The sequence below is a fragment of the Nakamurella panacisegetis genome (assembly GCF_900104535.1).
Lineage (GTDB): Bacteria > Actinomycetota > Actinomycetes > Mycobacteriales > Nakamurellaceae > Nakamurella > Nakamurella panacisegetis.
In genome coordinates, this window is record NZ_LT629710.1 from 2,562,570 (window position 1) to 2,584,343 (window position 21,774).

Here is a 21,774-nt window from a genome sequence, read left to right on the forward strand (position 1 = left end):
GTGATAACGTCCGCGAATGGTGACAGTCGATCTTGTGACCGGCGTGCTCGAGACGCTGAGCGCACGATGTGCGATCGCTGGGCACAGATCCGGATCTGGAGACTGGGCGGTTTCTAGCGAACGTTGCGAATCATTGAGTTGCCAGTCGGCGGTCCCATCGTCGCATGAGCTGTGCTGGTGTGCGATCCGCCAGGCACAGGCGTGGTCGCGAGTTCATTTCCGCTGTTACCTGAGCGAGGTGGGCGGCGGTGATGAGCGAGAGGTCGGTGCCCTTCGGAAAGTACTGTCTCAAGAGGCCGTTGGTGTTTTCGTTGCTGCCTCGCTGCCAGGGTGAGTGTGGATCCGCGAAGTAGATTTTGATCTTGGTGGCCCGTTCGATCCGGTCGTGGTGAAACATCTCGTTGCCCTGGTCCCAGGTCAGTGTGCGACGCAGCGCTGGTGGCATGCCGGCGAACACAGCGATCAGTGCGTCACCGACGGATTGGGCCGAATGTCCGTCGGGCAGTGGGACCAGGACGGTGTGTCTGGTCTTGCGTTCGACCAGTGTTGCGATCGCAGACCGTTGTCCCGCACCGATGATGAGGTCACCTTCCCAGTGACCGACCTGACCGCGACGCTCGACCACGGCCGGCCGGCTTGAGATCGACTTCATCTTGGTCAACTGCTTCATCGCGCCTTCACGGGTTCGGCCCCTACCTCTGCGGTGGCGGTAGATACGGGCCGTACGCAGGTTGCTAGGGGTCGCGGCGCAGATCAGCCCGCGGTAGACGCCCGCGTAGATGGTCTCGGCGCAGACGTGCCAATCGGGTCGATTGCGGTAGCGGCGCCGCAGCCATCGACTGATCTGTCCCGGCGACCATCGGGTCTTGAGCTTGCCGGCGACCACTGCGCGAAGTTGGTCGTCCGCGGCGAATCGGTGCGGCTTGGGTCGCCGACGTCGCTCGTGGGCTTGGTTGTGGGCGAACCACGGCTGATATCTGCCGTCGGCCTTGCTGTTCCTGGCGATCTCCCGATAAACGGTCTGGAAGCTGCGACCGATGCGGGCAGCGATCGACTTCACCGGCTCTCCCCGGGCCAGCCCGTCGGCGATCTCGATCCGGTCGTCCTGATTGAGGTAGCGGTTGCTGATCGGCGTATCGACATAGCTCACGCTGCCAGCGTCGATGAACCACAGCGATCCGCAGCTCAAGGACACGCCGACCATCTCCGACGCCGCAGCCCCGGACAGGCCAGTTCGGATCAGCTCAAAATATCGTCGTTTGACCGCAGCCGGCATCTTGTTGGCAGCGAATCTAGGCATGTCGTACTCCGCTCGTCAGGATTCACGACGTTCGCTAGAAACCGCCCTGGCTCATCCGCTCTCCCCCGCCAGGCAGGGTAAAAATCCTGGCGGTTTCGCGAGGTGCGTTGTGGTTCCGGATCGTCGGCGAACTCGAGGCGTTTCTCGTATCGGCCGGCGAGGCGGTGATCTTGGATGGCCTCTCCGAGTTCGAATTCGGCACGCGGCCAGACATGGCGCCCACCCGAGCATCCCCGGGCGACCCGGTCTCACCCCTATCGGTAGACGATCGCAACGTGTGCGTGACGGCCCACATCGAAGTTTCTGGCGGCACCGATGCTTTCCTTCAGGGTGCTGTCCCGGCAATGACGCACGTCCGTGCGGACTCAACTGCTGGTCGCGCGATCGCTTGGCTGCTCGGAGAACTCGACGCCGAGATGAACCACGATCTGCCCGCGTCTCGCCGGGCGACCCAACAGATCGTCGAGCTCCTGTTCGTGCACGTGATCAGAGTGTGGATGACCGACGGTATGACGCTTCCCGCAGGGTGGATCCGCCTGCTCCGAGAACCCTTCCTGCTGCCGGCAGCGCGCCTCATCCACTCTCAGCCGAGGTTTCCCGTGACGGTCAGCGAATTGGCCCGCTCTTGCGGACTCTCACGCACCGTGTTCATCGAACGGTTCCGCGCAAGCGCAGGAGTGCCGCCCGCTGCGTACGTCTTCAACTGGAAGATGAGGCTAGCCACGACTCTGCTGGAGACGACGGACACGCCGATCGACCAAATAGCCCACCAATTGGGCTACTCCTCACCAAGTTCGTTCAACGTCGCTTTCAAACGCTGGGTCGGGTCGACGCCAGGAAAAAAGCGAAAGCTCGCATCTCGACGGTCAGCTACCGACGTTCAAGTCGCGGCACCCTGAAACCCGCAACCGTCTCGCGCCCTTGATGCGGCGCTCACTGGAATTCCCTGGTCTCGCTCAGCGAGATTAACTACGTGGTGACCGGTCGGGCGTAGCGGTTCCGGGAGTGGTGGTGCGGCTGTGCTCCCGGGTGCGGGTCATCCGGGCATCGACCATGATCACCATTCAACCGCCTCACATCGGCGACAAAGCGATGTTCAACGCCCGCATTGGCGTCAACAGCTGGTGGATAGCCAAAGCGCAGTCAGCGCTCGACGGTCGCGTACTCCCGGGACTTGCTTGCGTCGTCTTCAGGGTGTGCCGCCGTGACCGCGTAGAGGAAGCACTGCGGCGCCAGCGTGCGGACATGCACCGTCTCGACGTCCGGTTCGCCGAGCAGTCGCTCGAGGATTGGTTCCAGGTCGGCTTCGTTGGAAACGACGGTGTTGTGGTCGTAGTTCATCGTGTCATCAGCTCGGTAGGTGCGCAGGACTCGCGGGCCGGTAGCCAGTTGTTGGGGCAACTTTGTGACCGAGGTGGGGCCATCGCAGGGTGACGCGTGGATGTAGATCGGCCCGACCTCGGTCCACACCGACGGGTGGTCGAAGGGTGCGAAGGAGACCAACGCGATCTGCTCGCCCTGAACGGCGTAGCGCAAGCAGCAACGAAGCGGTTCCCCCTCGCCGGATGCGGCGAAGGGCAAGAGGAGATTGCCGTGGCCGTCCGCATTGGCGCTGAAGATGTCGTCGAGACGACGCGGTTCGATGGCATGCACGCGCAGAGAGGTCGTGGGGTTCATGCCACCTATCGTGGTCGGCCCGCTCTATCCATGCTGGCGGGTTTCGGACGCCGCATGCCCCGCATGTAGATGGAATGATGGTGATGAGATCTGACCACGGCCGACGCAACCTTGCCAAATCCTTTCGGCCCACCCGGGACCTTGTCATGTGAGTCCTCGGCGAGGTGGAAGACGTTGGGGGAGTGGTCTGGGTGCCGAGATTGTCGTGGGTCTCGCGGACCCCCTCGACGGCCCCGGCGAGAGCGTGACCGGCACGTCCGGATGGATGGCCTTCGAAGGTTGCGTCATCCCCAGATTCGGTATCACGGCAGCAGCAGCCAACTTGCTGACGTGGCTGTTATGCGTCCAGCAATACCTACCCGCGGCCTGACGAGAGGTCGCCCGCCTGCGGCTCAGTTGGCCGCCTCAGCCGGGGGCGCTATGACCTGCTGATCGCGGCGCAGTATCTCCCTGATCCAGATCGGCTTCATGACCGGACGGTTACAGGCAACCGCGATCCCTCTGCGGGTCCTATTGTCGGTATCCCTGGAGGCCGGCGGGGGTGACGATCAAGTGGACGTGGCCGACGACGGCTCCGGCCCAGCTGGGCCAGGCCGTGGTGGGGGCGATGGGGCGTCCGGCGGTGGTGCAGGTGTGCATGGAGTCGCCGGTGACGTAGTAGTTTCTGATTGTGCCGTTGATTTCCGTGTCGGCGCGGGCGATCGCGGTGGTGATCTGGGCGGTACAGATGACTTGCAGGGTGGTGGGGGCGGCGGCCGTCTGACCGGTGACCGGATTGACAGTGATCTGTCCCTTGGGGCTGTTGACGACCAGGGTCTGGTCACCAGCGACCTTTATGGTGCTGGCCCAAGACTCGTAGCTCGACCCGCTGGGGTCGGAGAGGGCGACGCTCCAGGTTGTTTTGCCCGTGCGGGGGTCGAACCCTTCCAGGGACACTGACGCCGCGGTCAGGATGTCCGTCATCTTCGTGCGGTTCAAGGTGACGGTGCTGGTCGCGCTCCACCGGCAGCGGACCGTTGACAGTGCGCTGTCCTCAGTGATGGCTTGGTCGGGGATGCACGCGTTGTCGATGCCCCCGGCCTGCCGCCAGAGGCGCGCTCCGGTCGTCAGGTTGAACCCGACCATTTCGGCGCCCTGCCCGAGATGAACGACGGTGCGACTCGCAGCGTCGGCGGAGGCTTGCCCGACGCTGCCGACGGCGAGGTGCGCAGGGGGAAAGGTCTGAAACCTCCAGCCGTAGTCGGTGCCGTAACCTGGCCCGAAGAGGTCGGAGAGCGGCTCTTTCCACAGCAGGCCGTTACCTACTTGGCGCGCGATCTGCTCGGGCGTGGACGGGTTCTGGATCGAGATCAGACCGTTGTCGCCGATGGGTCGCGAATTGATGGCCGATCGGGCGGGATCAATGCTAATAGTCCCGGTGTGAATGTTCATCCTTAGTCCAGCGCTGCCAGCCGAGGAGGAATCGGCAGTGAAACACACTTGGCCGGCGCATTCCTGCAGGCGATCCACAACGCTGATCTCCAGGAGCTCGTCGTCCTTGAGGATCGGCGTGTCGTCGTCGGTGTTGTACGTGTGGTTGATAAACTCGACGGACACGGTGTTGAGAGTGCCCTTGACGATCTGCTGGAAACCAGGTCGGCCATCGGCTTGATGTCCGTGTCGAAGTTGAGGACCGCGGTGGTCTGACTGCCGTCATCGGAGATCTTGAGGTCACTGGCGCGGCCGAGGACGTTCTCCGGCTCATCAGGGTTGTGACCCCACAGGAGCCGTGGGCTCTTCAGGAAGTTCTTGAAGTTCCAGCTCTCCTGCTCAACGACCTCCCCGTACCGATCGACCTGGTTCGTGCTGATCACGAACGTGACGCTCTTGGCGTCTTCGTTTACGGAGTAGGCCTTGGAGTTGACGAGCTTGCGCCGGAGCTTCTTCATCGGGTTGGTCCTAGCCGATACCCGAGATCTTCGCGCTGTGGACGATGCTTGGGGTGGTGCCGGAGACGGTCTCCACGATGCGGAGCTTGCTGGCGACGTTCGATACCACCAGGCGCTGGCTGCCGGCTGCTGTGGCAGCAGTGAAAGCTGCGCTGGGTACGTCGTTCCAGACGGTGCCGTCGACGCTGTCTTGGAACTTGACGGTCAGGCTTGGTGAGGTACCTGAAAACTGATTCGACGTTCAGCACGGCGACGAAGCCGCCGAAGTTGCCGGTATTGACTGAGGAGCTAGTTGCTGTAGCCGTTATGGCCGTACCTGGTGCGACGATTGTTGTGTTGGGGGTTCCTGGTTTGAGCATGATGGTCCTTGTTTAAATCTTCTGAATCCTACTGTAGAGCATCTTTGACGTGCAGGCAATAGTCCAACCGAGCTAAGCGTTCTTTTTAAAAAGACCATTTCGTGGTCATAAGAAAGATTACGACACCGAAAGAGTGAAACTTCGAATACCCGCCGTCTGACAGAAACAATTGAAGGCCCTGCGGCGATATACCTAGTGACACATTCGAACCTAGAGAAAGGAGAGCCGCATCATGGATACATGGACCAAGATCTACTACGCAATCGCTATCGCCTACTACGTAATCTACATTCTGAACACCGTACTTCAGTTTATCGGATGAGGGTGACGGGGTGAGAGCTACTGTCCTGGGGGAGGTTGGGGACGCCCAGCCTCCGACGGGACATTTACGCTCGAACAGGAAGTAGAACGCATCGGCAGTTGACGTGGAGTGGACAGCTCGGCACGTCGTCATAGTTCATGGCCATGGCCTGACCACCTGCCTCTAGCGTGTCGCCCTTGTCGAAGAAGTTGTCGTCTAGACCGACGATCGTGTGATCTAGGTCGTCGCAGAACGGGCAGACGTGTTCATCCTCCGCGGTAAACCACTCCTTGCCCTCAACGACTCCGCTCTGCTTCCAAGCCTGGATGTCACCGTAGCCCTGTGACCTGCTGACTTCGGTCCTGGCGATGCGGTCAGCGCGCATGGTGCTGGCGCTGCCCATGACGTTCTCGACCATTCCGCGCAGCTCGTAGGAGCTCTTACCGTCGACGACACTCTGGCTCAGGGCAGCCCGGAGCTGCTTCTCGGTTTCGTAGGTGACGTCCTTGGCAATCTTGATGCTGCGGTTCTGGAAGTACTCGACGATGGCTGGCGTGAACGGGTCGAACTGGCTCGCCTCGAGGCCGACGCCCTGGATCGCGTCCTGGCCGGCCTGGAGCAGTGTGGCGTGCACAACTGGCTGGATGGCCGTCTTGAAGCTCCCGGCGGCCTCAGCCCAGTCGAGGAGGTCCTGGAGCCAGTCCTTGCGGGTGTAGTTCTTCGTACCGATGCGTGTCGTGTCCAGGTGAGCGAGGATCTCGGCCTTCTGCTGGTTGAACTGGGCTGCCATCACGCTGACCATCTGAGCCTCGAACTGAGCGGCCGCTTGGTCGTACCTGGCCTTCTTATCGTTGCCCTGAGCTATGCGAGCGGCGGCCTGTTCCTTAGGCGTCAGCTCCTTCGTTGTGACCTGATTGGCTGCCTTCTCTTCTTCATGGCGGTAGTTGCCGTCCTCGTCGATCCAGAGGTCAGGGCTGTCGTGCCGGCCGCCGCATGGGATGGGCTGTCGATCCTCTTGCTTCGTGACCTCACCGGACGCATTGCAGCGGTAGCATTCGTAGCCGGTCTCGTCGTGCTCACCTTTTCCGGCGCAGCATCTACAGGTCGTCAGGTCGTTTTTTTAACCCCGACATGGGACTTCTTCGGTGTGTCAGAGGCTGGAGGAGCGCTTACAGGAGGCGATGCCAGCGGTGGCCGGGCTGTCCCATCGGCAATCGACGCCAGAGGAGCGTTCGTGTTCGACATGTACAGCGTCTCGCCAAGGCCGTCGGGGAGCGCCCCCATCCCGTACTTGGCACGGCCCTCGTTGATGGTCATGATCTTGCCGACGCTTTCGGTGACGGTCTTGAGCTTGGCGTCCTGGTCCTCGGGGACGGGGTTCACGAAGTCGAGCTCAAGGGTGGGGTCGTAGACCTTGACCAGGGTGACGTTGAGCTGGCGGACGAACTGGCGGATGCGTGGGACCACATTGGTGATGCCGTTCATGTAGATGCCAGCGTCCAGGTTGGCTCGGTTCACGTTCTCTACCTGGCCAAGCATGCCGGGGGACAGGCGCCACATCGACAAGATCTCCTTCATGGAGAACTCGCGGCTGGCCAGGAAGTCGAGGTCAGTCGGGCTGAGCATGTACGGCTTGGCGTCACCGCCCTCGATCAGCAGCGGCTTGTGGGCGTTCTCGGTGCCGGTGTGCTCGTCCACGAACTGCTGCTTCCAGCGGTTGTAAGCATCATCAGATAGGGGGTCGTTGGTGCTGAAGATCAAGCTTGGTCGGGCACCGTTGTCGAACACGCCGCGGTTCCACTGCTTCATCTGCTCATCGGTGTCGATGGCCAGGGCGCCGGCCTTGACGATCGACCGGCCGAAGAACGGGTTGGCTGGATCGGGGTTGAGATCACGGATGAAGGCAGGCAGCGGGTACTCGTGACCGGAGTATTTGACCGTGCTGCCGGTGTAGGTCGTGCCCAACTTGAACTGGACCAGATGAGCCGGGAAGATCTCGAGGGCGAGGGGGAGCTTGCCCTTGGCTGGCACGAAGTCAGCCGCACCCCGATCGAGCATGTGGATGTAGCTCTCGCCGACGAAGTTCATGTACGTGAAGTGCAGGTGGCGCATCTGCTCGCCTGTGTGGACGTTGTTCGGGTTGTCCAGCAGGTCGAGGATCTCGTGCTCCTTGACCTCTTCGCGGTCGCCGTCCTTCTTGATCTTGTAGAGCTTGAGCTCAACGGCGGCTGTGGGGTCGACGATGGCGCTGTTGGCGGCGAAGCACCAGCCAAGGTTCGCGGCCAGCTGGTCTTGCTTGGTCGAGTAGCTGTTGAGTCGGCCTGAACCACCGAGGCCCGCGAAGCCATCGTCCAGCGGGTGAACCACCCCGGCATGTCCGGACACCTACGGGTTTGAGAGCGCAGCGGTTTGCTGGGCTCTGATTTGAGCGTAGTGGGCCTGCTCGAGTTCGACCGGTGGGAGGTCGCCGTTGTGCTCGTACAGGCGGCGGTGGTTGAACCAGTCGACCCATTCCAGGGTGGCGACTTCGACCTGCTCGACGGTCCGCCACGGGCCGCGGGGCTTGATCAGCTCGGTCTTGTAGAGCCCGTTGATCGTCTCGGCCAGAGCATTGTCGAAACTGTCCCCGGTGCGACCAACGGAGGCGTCGATGCCGGCGTCGGCCAGCCGCTCGGTGAACGCCACAGACGTATATTGAGATCCGCGGTCGTTGTGGTGAATCAGCCCCGAAAGGTCCTGCACCCCTTCACGTTGCCGGGTCCAGATCGCGTGCTCGATGGCGTCCAGGACGAGTTGCGCGGTCATCGTGGTCGCCGATCGCCACCCCACGATCCGACGGGAGTAGGCATCGATCACGAACGCCACGTACACCCACCCGGACCACGTCGAAACATACGTGAAGTCGGCCACCCATAGGCGATCTGGCGCCTCCGGGTCGAAATGACGATCCACCAGATCACTGGCCCGTTGCGCTTGCGGGTCGGCGATAGTGGTGCGTTTGACCTTGCCCCGACGAGCCCCGACCAGACCGAGCCGGCGCATCAGCCGCTCCACCGTGCACCGGGCCACCGCGGTGCCCTCCCGGTTCAGCGTCAACCACACCTTCCGCGCCCCGTAGACGCCGTAGTTCTCCGCATGCACCGCACTGACCTGCGCGGACAGCGCCTCGTCCCGGACAGCGCGGGCGGAGGGCTGCTGGTGGGTGCGGTCGTAGTAGGTGGACGACGCGATCTTGCAGCCGTGCTCGGTGAGCACCCGGCAGATCGTCCCGACGCCGTATTCCGCCTTGTGCTGATCGATGTAGCTGATGATCACTTCTGTCGGCGGTCGAGCTCCGCCGCGAAAAAAGTTGACGCCGACTTCAATATCTCGTTGGCCCGCTTCAACTCTCGGTTCTCCGCCCGCAACTTCCGCAGCTCCTCCGCCGCCTCGGAGGACACCCCCGGCCGTTTGCCGGCATCGACCTCGGCGCGGCGGACCCAGTTCTGCACCGTCTGCGCAGTCCCGATCCCCAACTTCGCCGCGACCGACTCCACCGCCGCCCACTCCGACCCATGATCGGACCGGATCTCCGCCACCATCCGCACCGCCCGGTCCTTCAACTCGGCCGGGTACCGCTTCGACGTACTCGCCATGACTCCATCTTTCCTAACAAGAGGAGTGTCCGGACATGCCGGGGTGGTTCAAACCTGCGGCAATGTCGTCCTGAACGATTGGGTTGCTCATTAGAATAAGATCCAGTTGGTGCCGTTGGAGTAGAGCCGGTAGTAGCCGTAGGCGGTGTTGATGACTTTGGTAGAGGCTCCGTTGATCGTCTGAGATGAGGTCGTGCCAATCGTGATGTTGTTCGTGTTGGCTGAACCAGTCTCGTCGATGATGATGTACACCTGACCCGAGACTGACACCGCGGTCGGAAGGGTCACCGTTCGTGCTGCCGTCAGGGTCGCGTAGGCGACGAGGTAGTCGGTCACAAGCACCGTATAGGCGAGGTCGAAAACGGCCGTACGTTTGACGATCTGACCCCCGCCCAGAACGATCTGGCCGGTGGCGACGCTCTGCAGGATGAGCTGACCCGAACCCTTACCGTCGATGGACATTGCCTCGTTCGTCCCGGACGATCTGGAGGTAAGGGCTATGCCGCCGCCTGCAGCTGCACCCTTGACGTTCAAGCCAGTAGCCACCGACGTCGTAGATGCGTCGATGTTGAGAGTTGGGTTGGTGGTGCTGGCGTGTCCCCGGTGGATGAGGCCGAGTTGATTTAGAGTCCTGTTGCCCCAGGTGAGGGGCAGGAAGGACATGATCGGGATGGCTGGTAGGAAGCGTCATTCGGCGGAGGACATTGTTCGCAAGCTGCGCCGGGCGGATGAGTTGACCGCTGCGGGGAGGACGATGGAAGAGGTCGCCGCGGAGCTGGAGGTGTCGGCGCCGACGTTGTACAACTGGCGCCGGCAGTACGGCGGGTTGGACGGCGACTCCGCGAAAGAACTCAAGGACCTCCGAGAACAGAACAGCCGACTGAAGCGGCTGCTGGCCGAAGCGGAGCTGGAGAAGGACGCCTTGCGGGAGGTGGCCAAGGGAAAATTCTGAGCCCGGCAGTGGCACGCCGCGCGGTGGACATGCTCATCGACACAATGAAGCTGTCACAGCGGTTGGCGTGCAAAGCTGTTGGGCTCAACCGGTCCACCTACCAGCGCCGCCCGATCGCCCAAACCCCCGCGGACCCGGACGCTGACCTGCGGGCCTGGCTGCGCCGCTACGCCACCGGGCACCCGCTGCACGGGTTCCGGCGAGCCTGGGCTGCGTTGCGGCACGACGAGGGCCGGCAGGTGAACAAGAAAAAGGTCCACCGCCTCTGGATGGACGAAGGACTGCAGGTGAGGATCTACCACCCCCGCAAACGCGTCGGCATCAACAGCGTCCCGCAGATCGCGGCGGACGCGCCGAAGGTGGTGTGGGCCATCGACTTCCAATACGACTCGACCGTCGACGGGAAGGCCATCAAGATCGCGTCGATGATCGACGAACACACCCGGCAGTCGATGCTGCACATCGTCGAGCGGTCGATCACCGCCGACCGCCTGGTCACACACCTGCAGCAGGCGTTCGACGAGTGCGGCGGCCCACCCCGGGTGCTGCGGATGGACAACGGCCCCGAGTTCATCTCCGATGCACTGCAGGACTTTTGCCGCAACAAGGTCGGCCTGATCTACATCCCGCCCGGCACGCCCTGGAACAACGGGCACATCGAATCGTTCAACAACCGACTCCGAAGGGAATGCCTGAACCGCAACCACTGGACGAACCTCCGAGAAGCCCGAGTGGTCATCGGCGACTTCAAGGAAGACCACAACCATCGGCACCGCCACTCGGCGCTGGGCTACCTCACACCCGCCGAGTACGGTGCCCAGTGCACCCACACCCACCAAACGGTGGGCTGTGAGATCGAACCATCAACCCCAAGGCTCTAGCACTGCCCGGCCTACAAAACGGGGACCTGCCAGTCCCACTGACCTGCCTTGATCGAGTCGATCAGAGCGTCATACGCGGGTCGCTTAACTCCATCTTTCCACGCCGTCGTGTCATTATCGCAGTACTCTGCGACGATCTCCCAGCCGCGCAACCTGCAGTATTCCTGGCAGTCCTCTAGCTGGCGTTCGACTCCCAGTCCCGTTTGGCGGGGATCTTGCGACAGACGAGTATAGATTGCGGCTCTCATGATTCGTCCGGAACGGTGTTAAGGTAGGCGAATTCACCAAAAAACTCAGTCGCCGCATGATTGTAAGCGCGAGCGGCCTCATCCTTGGAGCCGAAACACCCCAGGCTCATCTGCCTCTTGTTGGGCGTTATGTAAGCCCGCCATCTCGACTTATAGGCACACACACCTTTGTATCCGGACTTGTTCCGCCTTGTCGGCCGGATGTTTTGGTTGTTTTGGCGCTGTGTGCAAACTCGCAGATTTGAACGACGGTTGTCGAGTCGGTTGTGATTTATGTGATCAACATGATCCTGAACGCTGGTGACCGCCATTATCAGACGGTGCATCCTGAGTTGTTTGACTAGACGACGGTGCGTGATCGGCTCAAACCCCAAATGAAGGGTCGTCGCTGCACTTCCCTCGGTGCTGAGGTGCCACGTGTACTTGTTGATTAGTTCGAAGTCGCGGTCATCGATGATGACGTACTTCCCGGTCGCGGCATTGCCGCCGAGATGGATCTTTTTCATGTGTCTTGCTTGCCTGCTTAACTGCCTCTCATTATCGCACGATCGACAAAATGGTACAATTGTTCGAGACCGCCCCGAGCTTGCCTGCTTCGGGCGGTCGTTCTGGTTCAGGAACTTGTCTTCGCAGGTCACAACAGGGGCCACGAGCTTCCTCCAACGCGGGGATTGACTAGTCCTCGGTCGGCACCGTGGTGGCGGCGGCGTTCGCGGCGGTGTTGTACAAGATCGTCACGGGCGGTTCGGTGGTGTCGGGGTTGACGAGTCTGATCAATTCCGCGCTGCACACGTCGCTGTGATCGCGGCCCGGTCCCGGTCGGGCGGTGGCCGGCCGGATGCGGTCTTGAGGCAGCGGGGCAGTGTGACCGTGGAGGCGGCGCTGGTGCTGGCGGTGCTGATGGTCGTGGTGGGGGCCGGTCTGGCCGGGATCGGGTGCGTGATTGCGCAGTTGCGGTGTGCCGATGCGGCGCGGGAGGCGGCTCGGCTGGTGGGTCGGGGTGATGCCGATGCCGCGGTGGCGGCGGTGGCCGCGATCGCTCCGTCGGGGGCCGTGCTCAGTGTGCGGGTGGGTGGGGATCTGGTGACGGCCACGGTGGTGGCGGGGGCGGTGAGTGGGCTGTTGCCGGGGGTGTCGGTGCGGGCCAGTGCGAGCGCGGCGCGGGAGGAGGGGGTCACGGGTGGGTGAGGATCGGGATGCGGGGGTGGCCACGGTGTTCGTCGCCTTGGTGGTGGGTGTGCTGTTGGTCGTGGCCGGGTTGGGGATTCGGTTGGGTGGGGTGGTGATCGCGCGGGAGCGGGCGGAGACGGCGGCGGATCTGGGGGCGTTGGCCGGGGCGGCGCGGGCGCTGTGGGGTCAGGGGGTGGCGTGTGCGCGGGCGGGGTCGGTGGTGTCGGGCAATGGTGGGTTGATGGTGTCGTGTGTGGTGCAGGGTTTTGATGTGCTGGTGGAGGCGCGGGTGGGTACGTGGGGTGGTTCGGCCTCCGGTCGGGCTCGGGCTGGGCCGGTGGAGACGGGGTGAATCGATACCGACCGCATTGCCCTCACAGCGCGGCGTCACGCCGTGAGGGCTACCGGCGTCCGGGCGGCCATCGCTTGCACGACCAGATCGAGCACGACCACCGCACCGGCTTTGTCCAGCGGCTGGTTCCCGTTGCCGCACTTGGGGGATTGCACACACGACGGGCAGCCGGCGGCGCAGGGGCACAATCGCACGGCCTCGCGGACGGCGGTGAGCCACTGCCCGAGCACAGCATGCCCGCGGTCGGCGAAGCCCGCGCCGCCCGGGAAACCGTCGTAGACGATGACGGTGGGTTCGCCGGTGTCGGGGTGCAGGTTCGTGGACAGGCCGCCGATGTCCCACCGGTCGCAACCTGCGAACAGCGGCAGCAGGCCGATCGCGGCGTGCTCGGCGGCGTGCAACGACCCGGGGATGTCCCGGTCGAGAAGACCGGCCCCGCACAGGGTGTCGTGGTCGATCGTGTACCAGACGGCCCGGGTGTGCAGGGTGTGCTCGGGCATGTCGAGCCCGATCATGTCGATCATCTCGCCACCCGGGCGCCGGCGCAGGTAGCCCACGACCTGCTCCGTCACACAAACCTTGCCCAGGCCGACCCGGATGCCCGTCGGGTAGGTGTCGGTCACCTGGGTCTCGGTTATCTCGACGGTCGAGACGGACCGGGCGATCGTCGTCCATTCCGGGCGGTCGAGATGGACCAGGGCCACACCCGATTCCAGATCGAGGTCGAGCACCGAATACGTCTGGCCGCGATGCAGGTGCACTGCTCCTGGATGTACGGCGGCCGGCGCCCGTGCCTCGTCGACCGTGCCGAGCAGGCGGCCGGAGTCCTCCTCGACGATGGCGATCTGACCGCCGCCCGACCCGCGCAGGTCGACCTGGTCGGCCGGATGCCGGGTCTCGTGGTGGAACCAGCCGGAAGGCCTGGCCCGCAACACCTTCTGCCGCACCAGGTCCGCGATCACCGACGTCGTCGATTCCCCGAACAGTTCGAGGTCGTCGTCGGTCAGGCGATGCTCGGCCGCGGCGCAGGCCAAGTGCGGACCCAGGATGTGCGGATTGCCGGGGTCGATCACCGGGGCTTCCACCGGCTTGCCGAACACGGCCTCCGGGTGGTGCACCAGGTAGGAGTCCAACGGGTCCTCGCGCGCCACGAAGACCACCAGCGCCCGTTGGTCGCCGCGCCCGGCTCGCCCGGCCTGCTGCCAGACCGACGCCAGCGTCCCGGGATATCCGGCCAGCAGGGCGGCATCGAGCCCCGCGATGTCGACGCCGAGTTCCAACGCGTTGGTGGTGGCGACACCGAGCAGGGCGCCGCTGCCCAACGCGCGCTCCAGTTCCCGCCGCTCCTCCGGGAGATACCCGCCCCGGTACGCGGCCACCCGGTCGACCAGATCCGGGTCGGTGTCGCCGAGGCGCCGGCGGGCCGTCATGGCGGTCTGCTCGGCCCCGTGCCGGGACCGGACGAAGGTCAGAGTCCGCGCGCCGGCCGAGACCAGGTCGGCCATCATCCGGGCCGCCTCATTCGGCGCGGACCGCCGCACCGGCGCGCCGTTCTCGCCCTCGACATCCACCATGACCGGGGGTTCCCACAGGACGAAGTCGGCGCCGGACCGGGGTGCGCTGTCCACGGTCACCGCGGCGGCGTCGGACCCGATCAGACGACGGGCAGCGACCGCCGGATCGGCGACCGTGGCCGACGCCAGCAGGAATACCGGATCGGCCCCGTACATCCGGGCCAGCCGCCGCAGCCGCCGGATCACCAGGGCGACGTGGGAACCGAAGACGCCGCGGTAGGCGTGACACTCGTCGATCACCACGTACTTCAGGTTCCGCAGCACCCGGGCCCACCGGGCGTGGGCCGGGAGCACACCCCGGTGCAGCATGTCGGGATTGGTCAGGATCAGCCGGGCGTGGGACCGGACCCAGTCCCGCTCCTCCATCGGGGTGTCGCCGTCGAACAGTGCGGGCCGGACCCCGAGCAGGCCGAGCGACTCGATCGAGGCCAGTTGGTCAACGGCGAGGGCCTTGGTCGGGGAGAAGTACAACGCGCAGGCCGTCGGGTCGGCCATGAGATCGGCCAGTACGGGCAGCTGGTAGCCGAGGGACTTGCCGGAGGCGGTGCCGGTGGAGACGATGACGTGCCGGCCCCCGTGGGCGAGCTCGGCGGTGTCGGCCTGGTGCTGCCAGGGTGCGTGAATGCCCTTGCGGGCCAGCGCGGTGCGAACCAGATCGGGCGTCCAGTCCGGCCACGGGGCCGTCCGGCCCTCCTGGCGCGGCAGCCGCTCGACGTGCGTGACGGCCGACGGGTCGCCCCCCCGGCGCAGCACGGCGAGCAGGTCGTCGCTGCGGCGGTCGAGGGCGGTCACCGGATCATTCTCCCGCTCCGGGCCGGCATTGCCGGCCAGCCACACGCGATCAGCTGGTCGGCGCGCTCGAACTGGTGGTCGATGTCGACGTGGTGGTCGACGTCGACGTGGACGTCGGTGTCGAGGTGGGTGTGGTCGGCGTCGACGGGGCGCTCTTGGGCGCGTACTTCGACGTGAAGGTCACGCTGGTGCTGGTGGCTTTGCCGGCGGAGTTGACCACGGTGAGGGTGAACCGGTGGCTCTTCTTCGAGCAGTCGTAGGTCATCGGGTAGCCGCCGCTCTGCGTCGGCACCGAGGCGGTCGGGTCCTTCTGGGCGTCCTTGGTGTCGACGCCGATCCAGGCCTGGGTGGCGCCCGTGGTCTGCCACGCCATCGACAGGCTGACCGTCGAGGACTTGTCGGCGCAGTCGATGTCGCCCGCCGGCACGGTGGTGGACCCGAACGCGTTGATCACCGCGGGATCGGCCGCGGCGCTGGTCGTCGGGCTGGTCGAGGTGCTCGACGGGCTGGTCGTCGGGGACGAGTGCGTGGTCGACGAGCGGGTGGCGGCCGAGGTGGCCCGGGAGGCGGATGCTTTGCTCGACGGCTTCGTGGGGGCCTTGCTGCCCGCCGGGCGGCTGGACGAGGAGCTACCCGGGTTCGGCTGGGCCGTGTTCGACGATGTCCGGCCCACCGCGTAGTAGATGCCGCCGGCGATGAGCAGCAGGGCCAGCACGGCGGCCAGGATGATCCAGACCCGCTTGTCGGACTTGGGTGGTGGCGCGGTGGTTCGGAACGGTGGGACAGGCGGGATCGTCGACGGCACCGGGACGACCGGCGGGACACCACCCGGCGGGACCGACCCGGCCCCGGTCCGATCGGCATTGACCTCGCTGGCCCACGCACCCCACTGCCCGCCGGTCTGCGCGGCCGGCGCCGGCATCGCCCCGGTGGGCGGGAGAGCGCCGGTGCCGTTCGGCGACATCGCGGCCGCGCCGCCCACCATCCCGGCGGCCGCCGCGGCGCCACCCACCAGGCCGGACGCGGCCGCTCCACCCACCAGGCCGGCCGCTCCGGCTGCGCCGCCTCCCCCGACGGCCCCGAACGTCTGGGTCGGGGAGTAGGCCATCGGCGGCGGCGCGATCGGGAACTCCGTGACGGGCAGGCCCAACTCCCGCTGGACCGCCTGCAAGGCACCGCCGACGGCCCGGGCGTCGGCCGGACGGGCTTCGGGGGTCTTCGACAGCCCGGCGGCCAGCAACCGTTCCAGTGACGGCGGCACATCCGCCCGGCCGGTGGTCGGGGCCGGCTGGTTCATCACCATGTTGACCAGCGCCACCAACGCGGTGGAGCTGGGAGCGTTGAACGGTGTGTGCCCGGCAACGAGCGTGTACAGGGTGGAACACAGGCTGTAGACGTCGGTCGACACCGACGAGCCCTGTCCGGCCAGCGCCTCCGGTGCGGCGTGGTTGATGGTGAACGACGAGGCGGTGACCGTCGACAGGCGCTGGTCATCGACCGAGGAGATCCCGAAGTCGGCCAGCTCGGGTTCGCCGAAATCGGAGATCAGGATGTTTTCCGGCTTGATGTCGCGGTGCAGGACCCCGGCGCTGTGCGCGTACTGCAGGGCGGCCGAGATCTTCACACCGATCCGCAGCACGTCGGCCACCGGCAGGGGACCGGACGCCCTGAGTCGCTCCGACAGTGACCCGCCGGAGCACAACTGCATGGCCAGGTACGGCGATCCGTCGTCGGCGAAACCGGAGTCGTAGAGGGTCACGATGTTCGGGTGGGTGCCGACCCGGCCGTTGGTCGCGCACTCCCGGCGGAAGCGTTCCTTCGCGTCGGCCCCGGCCATGTGCACGCCCAGGACCTTCAGCGCCACCTCACGCTGGACGGAGTCCTGAACCGCCCGGTACACCGTCGAGAACCCACCCCGTCCGAGCACAGTCAGATCGCGGTAGCCGGGGATCTCCATATCGGTTCGCTTCGGTCCTTGTCGTCTCGGCGCCGGACCTCGTCCTGGCGCATCCTGCCCCAGCGTGTCATCTCGACCCGCCAGTTGCCATCGAACGACCTGTCATCCGCTGGTGGCTCCTGCGGTCAGGACGCGGTACGGACGCCCCGGGTGCTCCTTGTGACGGCCATCACCTGAATCGAAACAGGCAACCGGTGGACGGGGCCTGTCGTGACCGGTGTCATACCCGCTGCCCTACAGTGATCACACTCACGCCGGGCCCGGGTCCGGCGCGATTGTTTGTCTGGACCAGCGCCGGTCGACTTCCGAAGTTGTCGGTGCCGAGCTAACTGCGCATCGCGCAATGGATCAGGAGCCGCATGAAGAACCTCACGTTGGCCGCCGACAGTGCCTCCACCCTGTCGCTGACCGGCAGTGACCGCACGATTGTGATTGCGGTTGGACTGGTCGCGGTCATTGCTCTCGTCATCTCCTTCGTACTGCGGCTCGGTGTGCTGGCCGCGGGCAAGGGCAGCCCGAAGATGCAGGAGATCTCCGCCGCCGTCCAGGAAGGCGCCGCGGCCTACCTCGGCCGACAGTTCAAGACGCTCAGCGTCTTCGTGGTCATCGTCTTCCTGCTGCTGTTCGTCCTGCCGGCCGACTCCACCGGAGAGCGCATCGGCCGGAGCGTGTTCTTCCTGATCGGCGCCGGGTTCTCCGCGGCCATCGGGTACACCGGCATGTGGCTGGCCACCAGGGCGAACGTCCGGGTGGCGGCCGCCGCGAACGGTGAGGGCCGGGAACGGGCCATGCAGATCGCCTTCCGCACCGGTGGAAGCGTCGGACTGGCCACTACCGGACTCGGCCTCCTCGGCGCGGCCGTGGTCGTGCTGTCCTACGTCGACCAGGCGCCGAAGGTGTTGGAGGGCTTCGGCTTCGGCGCCGCCATGCTGGCCATGTTCATGCGGGTCGGCGGCGGCATCTTCACCAAAGCGGCCGACGTCGGCGCCGACCTGGTCGGCAAGGTCGAACAGGGCATCCCCGAGGACGACCCGCGCAACGCCGCCACCATCGCCGACAACGTCGGCGACAACGTGGGCGACTGCGCCGGCATGGCCGCGGACCTGTTCGAGTCCTACGCGGTCACCCTGGTCGCCTCGCTGATCCTGGGCAGTGCCGCGTTCGGTGCCAAGGGCCTGGTCTTCCCGCTGATCGTCCCGGCCATCGGGGTCCTCACCGCGATCATCGGCGTCTACATCACCCGGGCGCGGGCCACCGAGAGCGGGCTGGCCACCATCAACCGCTCGTTCTACATCTCGGCCGCCATCTCGGCCGTGCTGTGCGCGGTCGCCGCCCTGGTCTACCTGCCGAAGAACTTCAACGACCTGGGCGTGGCGGCCGTCGCGGGGCTGCCCGGCAACCCGGCCGTCATCGCCATCGTCGCCGTCATCATCGGCATCGTCCTCGCGGTGGTCATCCTGTGGCTGACCGGTTACTTCACCGATACCAACACCAAGCCGACGAAGGACGTGGCCAAGAGTTCCCTGACCGGTGCGGCCACGGTCATCCTGGCCGGCATCTCGGTCGGTTTCGAGTCGGCGGTCTACACGGCCCTGGTGATCGCGGCCGCCGTGTACGGCGCGTTCCTGCTGTCCGGGTCGCTGACTGTGGCGCTGTTCATGATCGCGCTGGCCGGCTGCGGCCTGCTCACCACGGTCGGCGTCATCGTCGCCATGGACACCTTCGGTCCGATCTCGGACAACGCCCAGGGCGTGGCCGAGATGTCGGGCGAGGTGTCCGAGGAGGGGGCCAAGATCCTCACCGACCTGGATGCCGTCGGCAACACCACGAAGGCGATCACCAAGGGCATCGCGATCGCCACGGCCGTGCTGGCCGCCACCGCGCTGTTCGGGTCGTACTCCAACGCGATCGACACCGCGGTGGCCAAGGCGGGCAGCGTGGCGGTCAACGGGCTTCGGACGTTCACCAACACCGTCGTGTCGCCCGGAACGCTGGTCGGAATGCTGATCGGTGCGGCCGTGGTGTTCATGTTCTCCGGCCTGGCCGTCAACGCGGTGTCCCGCGCGGCCGGCGCCGTCGTGCGCGAGGTCCGGCGGCAGTTCCGGGAGATCCCCGGGATCATGGAGGGCACGAACAAGCCGGAGTACGGCAAGGTCGTGGACATCGTCACCCGCGATTCCCTGCGCGAGTTGGCCACCCCGGGCCTGCTGGCCGTGTTCGCGCCGATCGCTGTCGGATTCGGTCTCGGCGTCGGCCCCCTGGCCGGTTACCTCGCGGGCACCATCGCCACCGGCACCCTGATGGCCGTTTTCCTGGCCAACTCCGGTGGCTCCTGGGACAACGCGAAGAAGCTGGTCGAGGACGGGATCTACGGCGGCAAGGGTTCGCCGGCCCACGAGGCCACCGTCATCGGCGACACCGTCGGCGACCCGTTCAAGGACACTGCCGGCCCGGCCATCAACCCGTTGATCAAGGTGATGAACCTGGTATCGGTGCTCATCGCACCGGCGATCGTGTCGCTGACCATCGGCGACAGCTCCAACACGGCCCTCCGCATCGCCATCGCCATCGTGGCCGTGGTCGTCATCGCTGGGGCGATCCTGATCGCCAAGCGGCGGGCCTCGGTGCTGCAGGACTGATCCGACCAGCCCCGGGCGGGCCGTCCCACATCGGTTGAAGGACCGGTGGGGACGGCCCGTTCCGTCTGTTGCCGTCCGGGCGTCCCGTTTCGGTGCGCACCTCGGGGCCGGACGCAAAGTACGTCAAACGCCTGCGCCGTCGCGAGGGTGGTTGATACGTTCGGTCGGTCTTGATGGCTGATCGAAATGGAGTACTCAATGAAGCGCACCAGTTGGCTGGCGGCGATCCTCGGGGCGGGTCTGCTCCTCGCCGGATGCAGTTCCACCGGTGGGACCGCCACCGCGAACACCTCGTCGGCGAGCTCGGCCGCCGCAAGCAGTGCCGCCGCCCCGTCGTCCGGTGCCGCCCCGTCGTCGAGCGCCGAGGCGCCGTCGAGTGCGCCGGCTTCGAGCGCCGCCGCCTCCTCCGGCGCCCCGGCCTCCGGGTCGGCCGAGACCTCTGGGTCGTCGAGCGCGTCCGAGGCGACGACAGCGCCCACCACCACCGTCGGCGACAACTCCAGTTCCCTCGACGCGCAGACCTCCGCGTGGTTCAGCGCGTTCTGTACCGGGTTCACCCCGGTCGTCGATCTCACGAGCGACCCGTCGTCGTTGGCGAGTTCGGCGACCGATCTGGCGAAGGCACAGAAGGCGCTGGTCGACTTCTACAGCAAGCTCGGCTCGGCGTTCACCGACACCGCAGACAAGCTGAAGGGGCTGCCCGCCCCCACCTTCAACGGCGGTCCGGAGTTCGCGTCGAAGGTCGTGATCGCTCTGACCAAGGCTGGACCGGCATTCACGACCGAGGCCAAGAAATTGGCCGCGATCGACGTCTCGAAGGATCCCAGCGCCTTGTCGTCAGCCCTCACCGGCTTGTCGGGGAGCATGACGACGGCTTTGCAGCCGCTGCAGGACCTCAGCTCCCTGAAGTTGACCCCGCAGACCCTGGCTGGATTCGAGGCCATCCCGGCCTGTGCCGCGTTGAAGGCCAAGACCGGTAACTGATCCCTCTCCGGCCCGACGACGGCCGGCGTCGTCCTGGTGACGACGCCGGCCGTTTCGGCGTCCGGCGGTCCGCACCGGTGGGTATCGTCTCCTCGTCGGCCCCCCACCAAGGGAGTCGGCGAACGCGGCGCTGCCGTGCTGACGGGGACAGCCGCTGAAGGGGAAACAACGTGCGCAGAATGCAGATCACCATCGCGGCGGCGCTCGGCGTGGCCCTGCTGATCACTGGGTGCACGTCGACCGGCGGAACGCCCTCGCCCGGCACCAGCTCCGTCTCGTCGCCGGCCGGCTCGACCGTTGGCCGGTCGACGGCCGCGTCGCCCAGCTCGCAGGTCTCGTCCAATCCGGCCCCGGGCACGACCTCCAGCGCGCCGGGGTCCCGGTTGGCCGGTTCCAGCGCGGGGTCCTCGGCGGCGACCGGCTCGAGTGCGGCCGGCAGCGGCACGTCGAGTTCGGGCCGCGGCTCGTCCGGCCTTGACGCACAGAGCACCAGGTGGTTCGACACCCTCTGCACCGGGTTCCTGCCCCTGGCCGACCTGAGCAAGCTGGGTGACACGGTCAGCGCCGCCAAGGACCTCAAGACGGCTCAGCAGGAGGTGGTGACGCTGTTCTCCCGGGCCGGTGCCTCGTTCACCGACACCGCCAAGTCGCTGGCCGGGCTCCCGGCGCCCACCATCCAGGGTGGCGCCCAGGTCGCCGCCAAGGTCCAGCCGGTCCTGGTCAAGCTCGGCTCCACGTTGACCGCGGCGGCCAGAGAGGTGGCCGCCGTCGATGTCACCACGAACCCCACCGAGCTCCAGACGGTGCTGACCGACACGGCCACCCAGATCAGCACGATGAGTTCCGCCGTCAACCTGGACAGCGTGACGGCCTCGCCTCAGGCGCAGACGGCGATCGAAGCCATTCCGTCGTGCCAGAAGCTCAGCCAGCTCGGGACCTGACGGCCGCTGCTGCCGGCGGCCCGCGCTCTGCCGGCTCGGCTGGGTGAAGGCGCCGCGCGCCGGCCGGTCCGACGTCGACGCCGA

Annotated in this window: 20 protein-coding genes and 1 other annotated feature; of the genes, 8 read left to right on the forward strand and 12 right to left on the reverse strand. The window is 65.8% G+C overall.

What is annotated here, in order from left to right; translation table 11 throughout:
* Positions 1 to 130 precede the first annotated feature (130 nt).
* Positions 131 to 1,300: an IS30 family transposase gene (locus tag BLS97_RS11275; protein WP_090476049.1), complete on the reverse strand. Its 1,170-nt coding sequence runs from the start codon at positions 1,298 to 1,300 to the stop codon at positions 131 to 133.
* Positions 1,301 to 1,353: 53 nt separating this feature from the next.
* Between BLS97_RS11275 and BLS97_RS11280 the strand changes: the two genes are divergently transcribed.
* Positions 1,354 to 2,199, forward strand: coding sequence for a helix-turn-helix domain-containing protein (locus tag BLS97_RS11280; protein WP_269457503.1), 846 nt, complete (start codon positions 1,354 to 1,356; stop codon positions 2,197 to 2,199).
* Positions 2,200 to 2,443: 244 nt separating this feature from the next.
* On the opposite strand, the gene BLS97_RS11285 is transcribed toward BLS97_RS11280, so the two are convergent.
* From BLS97_RS11285 to BLS97_RS22865, 7 genes are all read right to left on the reverse strand, one after another.
* Entirely contained in the window at positions 2,444 to 2,977 is a 534-nt protein-coding gene (locus BLS97_RS11285) for a DUF1203 domain-containing protein (protein WP_090476051.1), read from the reverse strand.
* A gap of 510 nt (positions 2,978 to 3,487) precedes the next feature.
* The gene (locus BLS97_RS11290) at positions 3,488 to 4,486 is read right to left on the reverse strand and encodes a PQQ-binding-like beta-propeller repeat protein (protein WP_172832262.1); all 999 of its coding nucleotides are present in this window, start codon (positions 4,484 to 4,486) and stop codon (positions 3,488 to 3,490) included.
* Positions 4,411 to 4,905, reverse strand: coding sequence for an HK97 family phage prohead protease (locus BLS97_RS22860; protein ID WP_157695363.1), 495 nt, complete (start codon positions 4,903 to 4,905; stop codon positions 4,411 to 4,413). Before BLS97_RS22860 ends, BLS97_RS11290 begins: the two co-directional genes overlap by 76 nt.
* A 745-nt stretch (positions 4,906 to 5,650) precedes the next feature.
* On the reverse strand, positions 5,651 to 6,355 hold the full coding sequence (locus BLS97_RS11300; RefSeq protein WP_157695364.1) for a phage minor head protein: 705 nt from the start codon (positions 6,353 to 6,355) through the stop codon (positions 5,651 to 5,653).
* A gap of 317 nt (positions 6,356 to 6,672) precedes the next feature.
* Positions 6,673 to 7,950, reverse strand: coding sequence for a phage portal protein (locus tag BLS97_RS11305; RefSeq protein ID WP_090476055.1), 1,278 nt, complete (start codon positions 7,948 to 7,950; stop codon positions 6,673 to 6,675).
* Positions 7,951 to 9,200 (reverse strand): IS3 family transposase gene (locus BLS97_RS11310; protein ID WP_231988056.1). Its coding sequence is split into 2 segments (ribosomal slippage): positions 7,951 to 8,915 and positions 8,915 to 9,200, totalling 1,251 coding nucleotides; the frame shifts between segments, so codons are not numbered across the junction.
* Positions 8,788 to 8,916 (reverse strand) — a sequence feature (AL1L pseudoknot). (Overlaps the previous gene by 129 nt.)
* Before the next feature lie 90 nt (positions 9,201 to 9,290).
* Entirely contained in the window at positions 9,291 to 9,863 is a 573-nt protein-coding gene (locus BLS97_RS22865) for a hypothetical protein (RefSeq protein ID WP_157695365.1), read from the reverse strand.
* 7 nt (positions 9,864 to 9,870) lie between these two features.
* Between BLS97_RS22865 and BLS97_RS11320 the strand changes: the two genes are divergently transcribed.
* Positions 9,871 to 11,033, forward strand: a protein-coding gene (locus tag BLS97_RS11320; RefSeq protein ID WP_090481961.1) for an IS3 family transposase whose coding sequence is annotated in 2 segments (ribosomal slippage) — positions 9,871 to 10,138 and positions 10,138 to 11,033 — 1,164 coding nt in all. Because the reading frame shifts where the segments join, the coding sequence is not laid out codon by codon here.
* Between the two features lie 11 nt (positions 11,034 to 11,044).
* On the opposite strand, the gene BLS97_RS24495 is transcribed toward BLS97_RS11320, so the two are convergent.
* Positions 11,045 to 11,281 (reverse strand): recombinase family protein, encoded by a 237-nt coding sequence (locus tag BLS97_RS24495; protein WP_090476057.1) that lies wholly within the window; start codon positions 11,279 to 11,281, stop codon positions 11,045 to 11,047.
* Positions 11,278 to 11,787 (reverse strand): HNH endonuclease, encoded by a 510-nt coding sequence (locus BLS97_RS11330; RefSeq protein ID WP_090476058.1) that lies wholly within the window; start codon positions 11,785 to 11,787, stop codon positions 11,278 to 11,280. Before BLS97_RS11330 ends, BLS97_RS24495 begins: the two co-directional genes overlap by 4 nt.
* Positions 11,788 to 11,975: 188 nt before the next feature.
* On the opposite strand from BLS97_RS11330, the gene BLS97_RS22870 reads away from it, so the two are divergent.
* The 3 genes from BLS97_RS22870 (at position 11,976) to BLS97_RS11345 (ending at position 12,803) form a co-directional block, all read left to right on the forward strand.
* Positions 11,976 to 12,083, forward strand: coding sequence for a DUF4244 domain-containing protein (locus tag BLS97_RS22870; RefSeq protein ID WP_157695366.1), 108 nt, complete (start codon positions 11,976 to 11,978; stop codon positions 12,081 to 12,083).
* Between the two features lie 62 nt (positions 12,084 to 12,145).
* Complete coding sequence (locus BLS97_RS11340; RefSeq protein ID WP_157695361.1) at positions 12,146 to 12,469, forward strand: TadE family type IV pilus minor pilin; 324 nt, start codon at positions 12,146 to 12,148, stop codon at positions 12,467 to 12,469.
* Positions 12,462 to 12,803: an Rv3654c family TadE-like protein gene (locus tag BLS97_RS11345; RefSeq protein ID WP_197676130.1), complete on the forward strand. Its 342-nt coding sequence runs from the start codon at positions 12,462 to 12,464 to the stop codon at positions 12,801 to 12,803. The genes BLS97_RS11340 and BLS97_RS11345 overlap by 8 nt, the downstream gene beginning before the upstream one ends.
* 35 nt (positions 12,804 to 12,838) lie before the next feature.
* On the opposite strand, the gene BLS97_RS11350 is transcribed toward BLS97_RS11345, so the two are convergent.
* A complete protein-coding gene (locus tag BLS97_RS11350) occupies positions 12,839 to 15,169 on the reverse strand; it encodes a DEAD/DEAH box helicase (protein ID WP_231988057.1) in 2,331 nt (776 codons plus the stop codon).
* Positions 15,170 to 15,218: 49 nt separating this feature from the next.
* Positions 15,219 to 17,126 (reverse strand): serine/threonine-protein kinase, encoded by a 1,908-nt coding sequence (locus tag BLS97_RS11355; protein WP_090476061.1) that lies wholly within the window; start codon positions 17,124 to 17,126, stop codon positions 15,219 to 15,221.
* 359 nt (positions 17,127 to 17,485) lie between these two features.
* Here BLS97_RS11355 and BLS97_RS11360 point away from each other — a divergent pair, with 359 nt between their 5' ends.
* The 3 genes from BLS97_RS11360 (at position 17,486) to BLS97_RS11370 (ending at position 21,690) form a co-directional block, all read left to right on the forward strand.
* On the forward strand, positions 17,486 to 19,765 hold the full coding sequence (locus BLS97_RS11360) for a sodium-translocating pyrophosphatase (protein WP_090476062.1): 2,280 nt from the start codon (positions 17,486 to 17,488) through the stop codon (positions 19,763 to 19,765).
* Between the two features lie 198 nt (positions 19,766 to 19,963).
* The gene (locus tag BLS97_RS11365; protein WP_090476063.1) at positions 19,964 to 20,749 is read left to right on the forward strand and encodes a hypothetical protein; all 786 of its coding nucleotides are present in this window, start codon (positions 19,964 to 19,966) and stop codon (positions 20,747 to 20,749) included.
* A 179-nt stretch (positions 20,750 to 20,928) separates the two neighbouring features.
* The gene (locus BLS97_RS11370; protein ID WP_090476064.1) at positions 20,929 to 21,690 is read left to right on the forward strand and encodes a hypothetical protein; all 762 of its coding nucleotides are present in this window, start codon (positions 20,929 to 20,931) and stop codon (positions 21,688 to 21,690) included.
* The last annotated feature ends 84 nt before the right edge of the window (positions 21,691 to 21,774 follow it).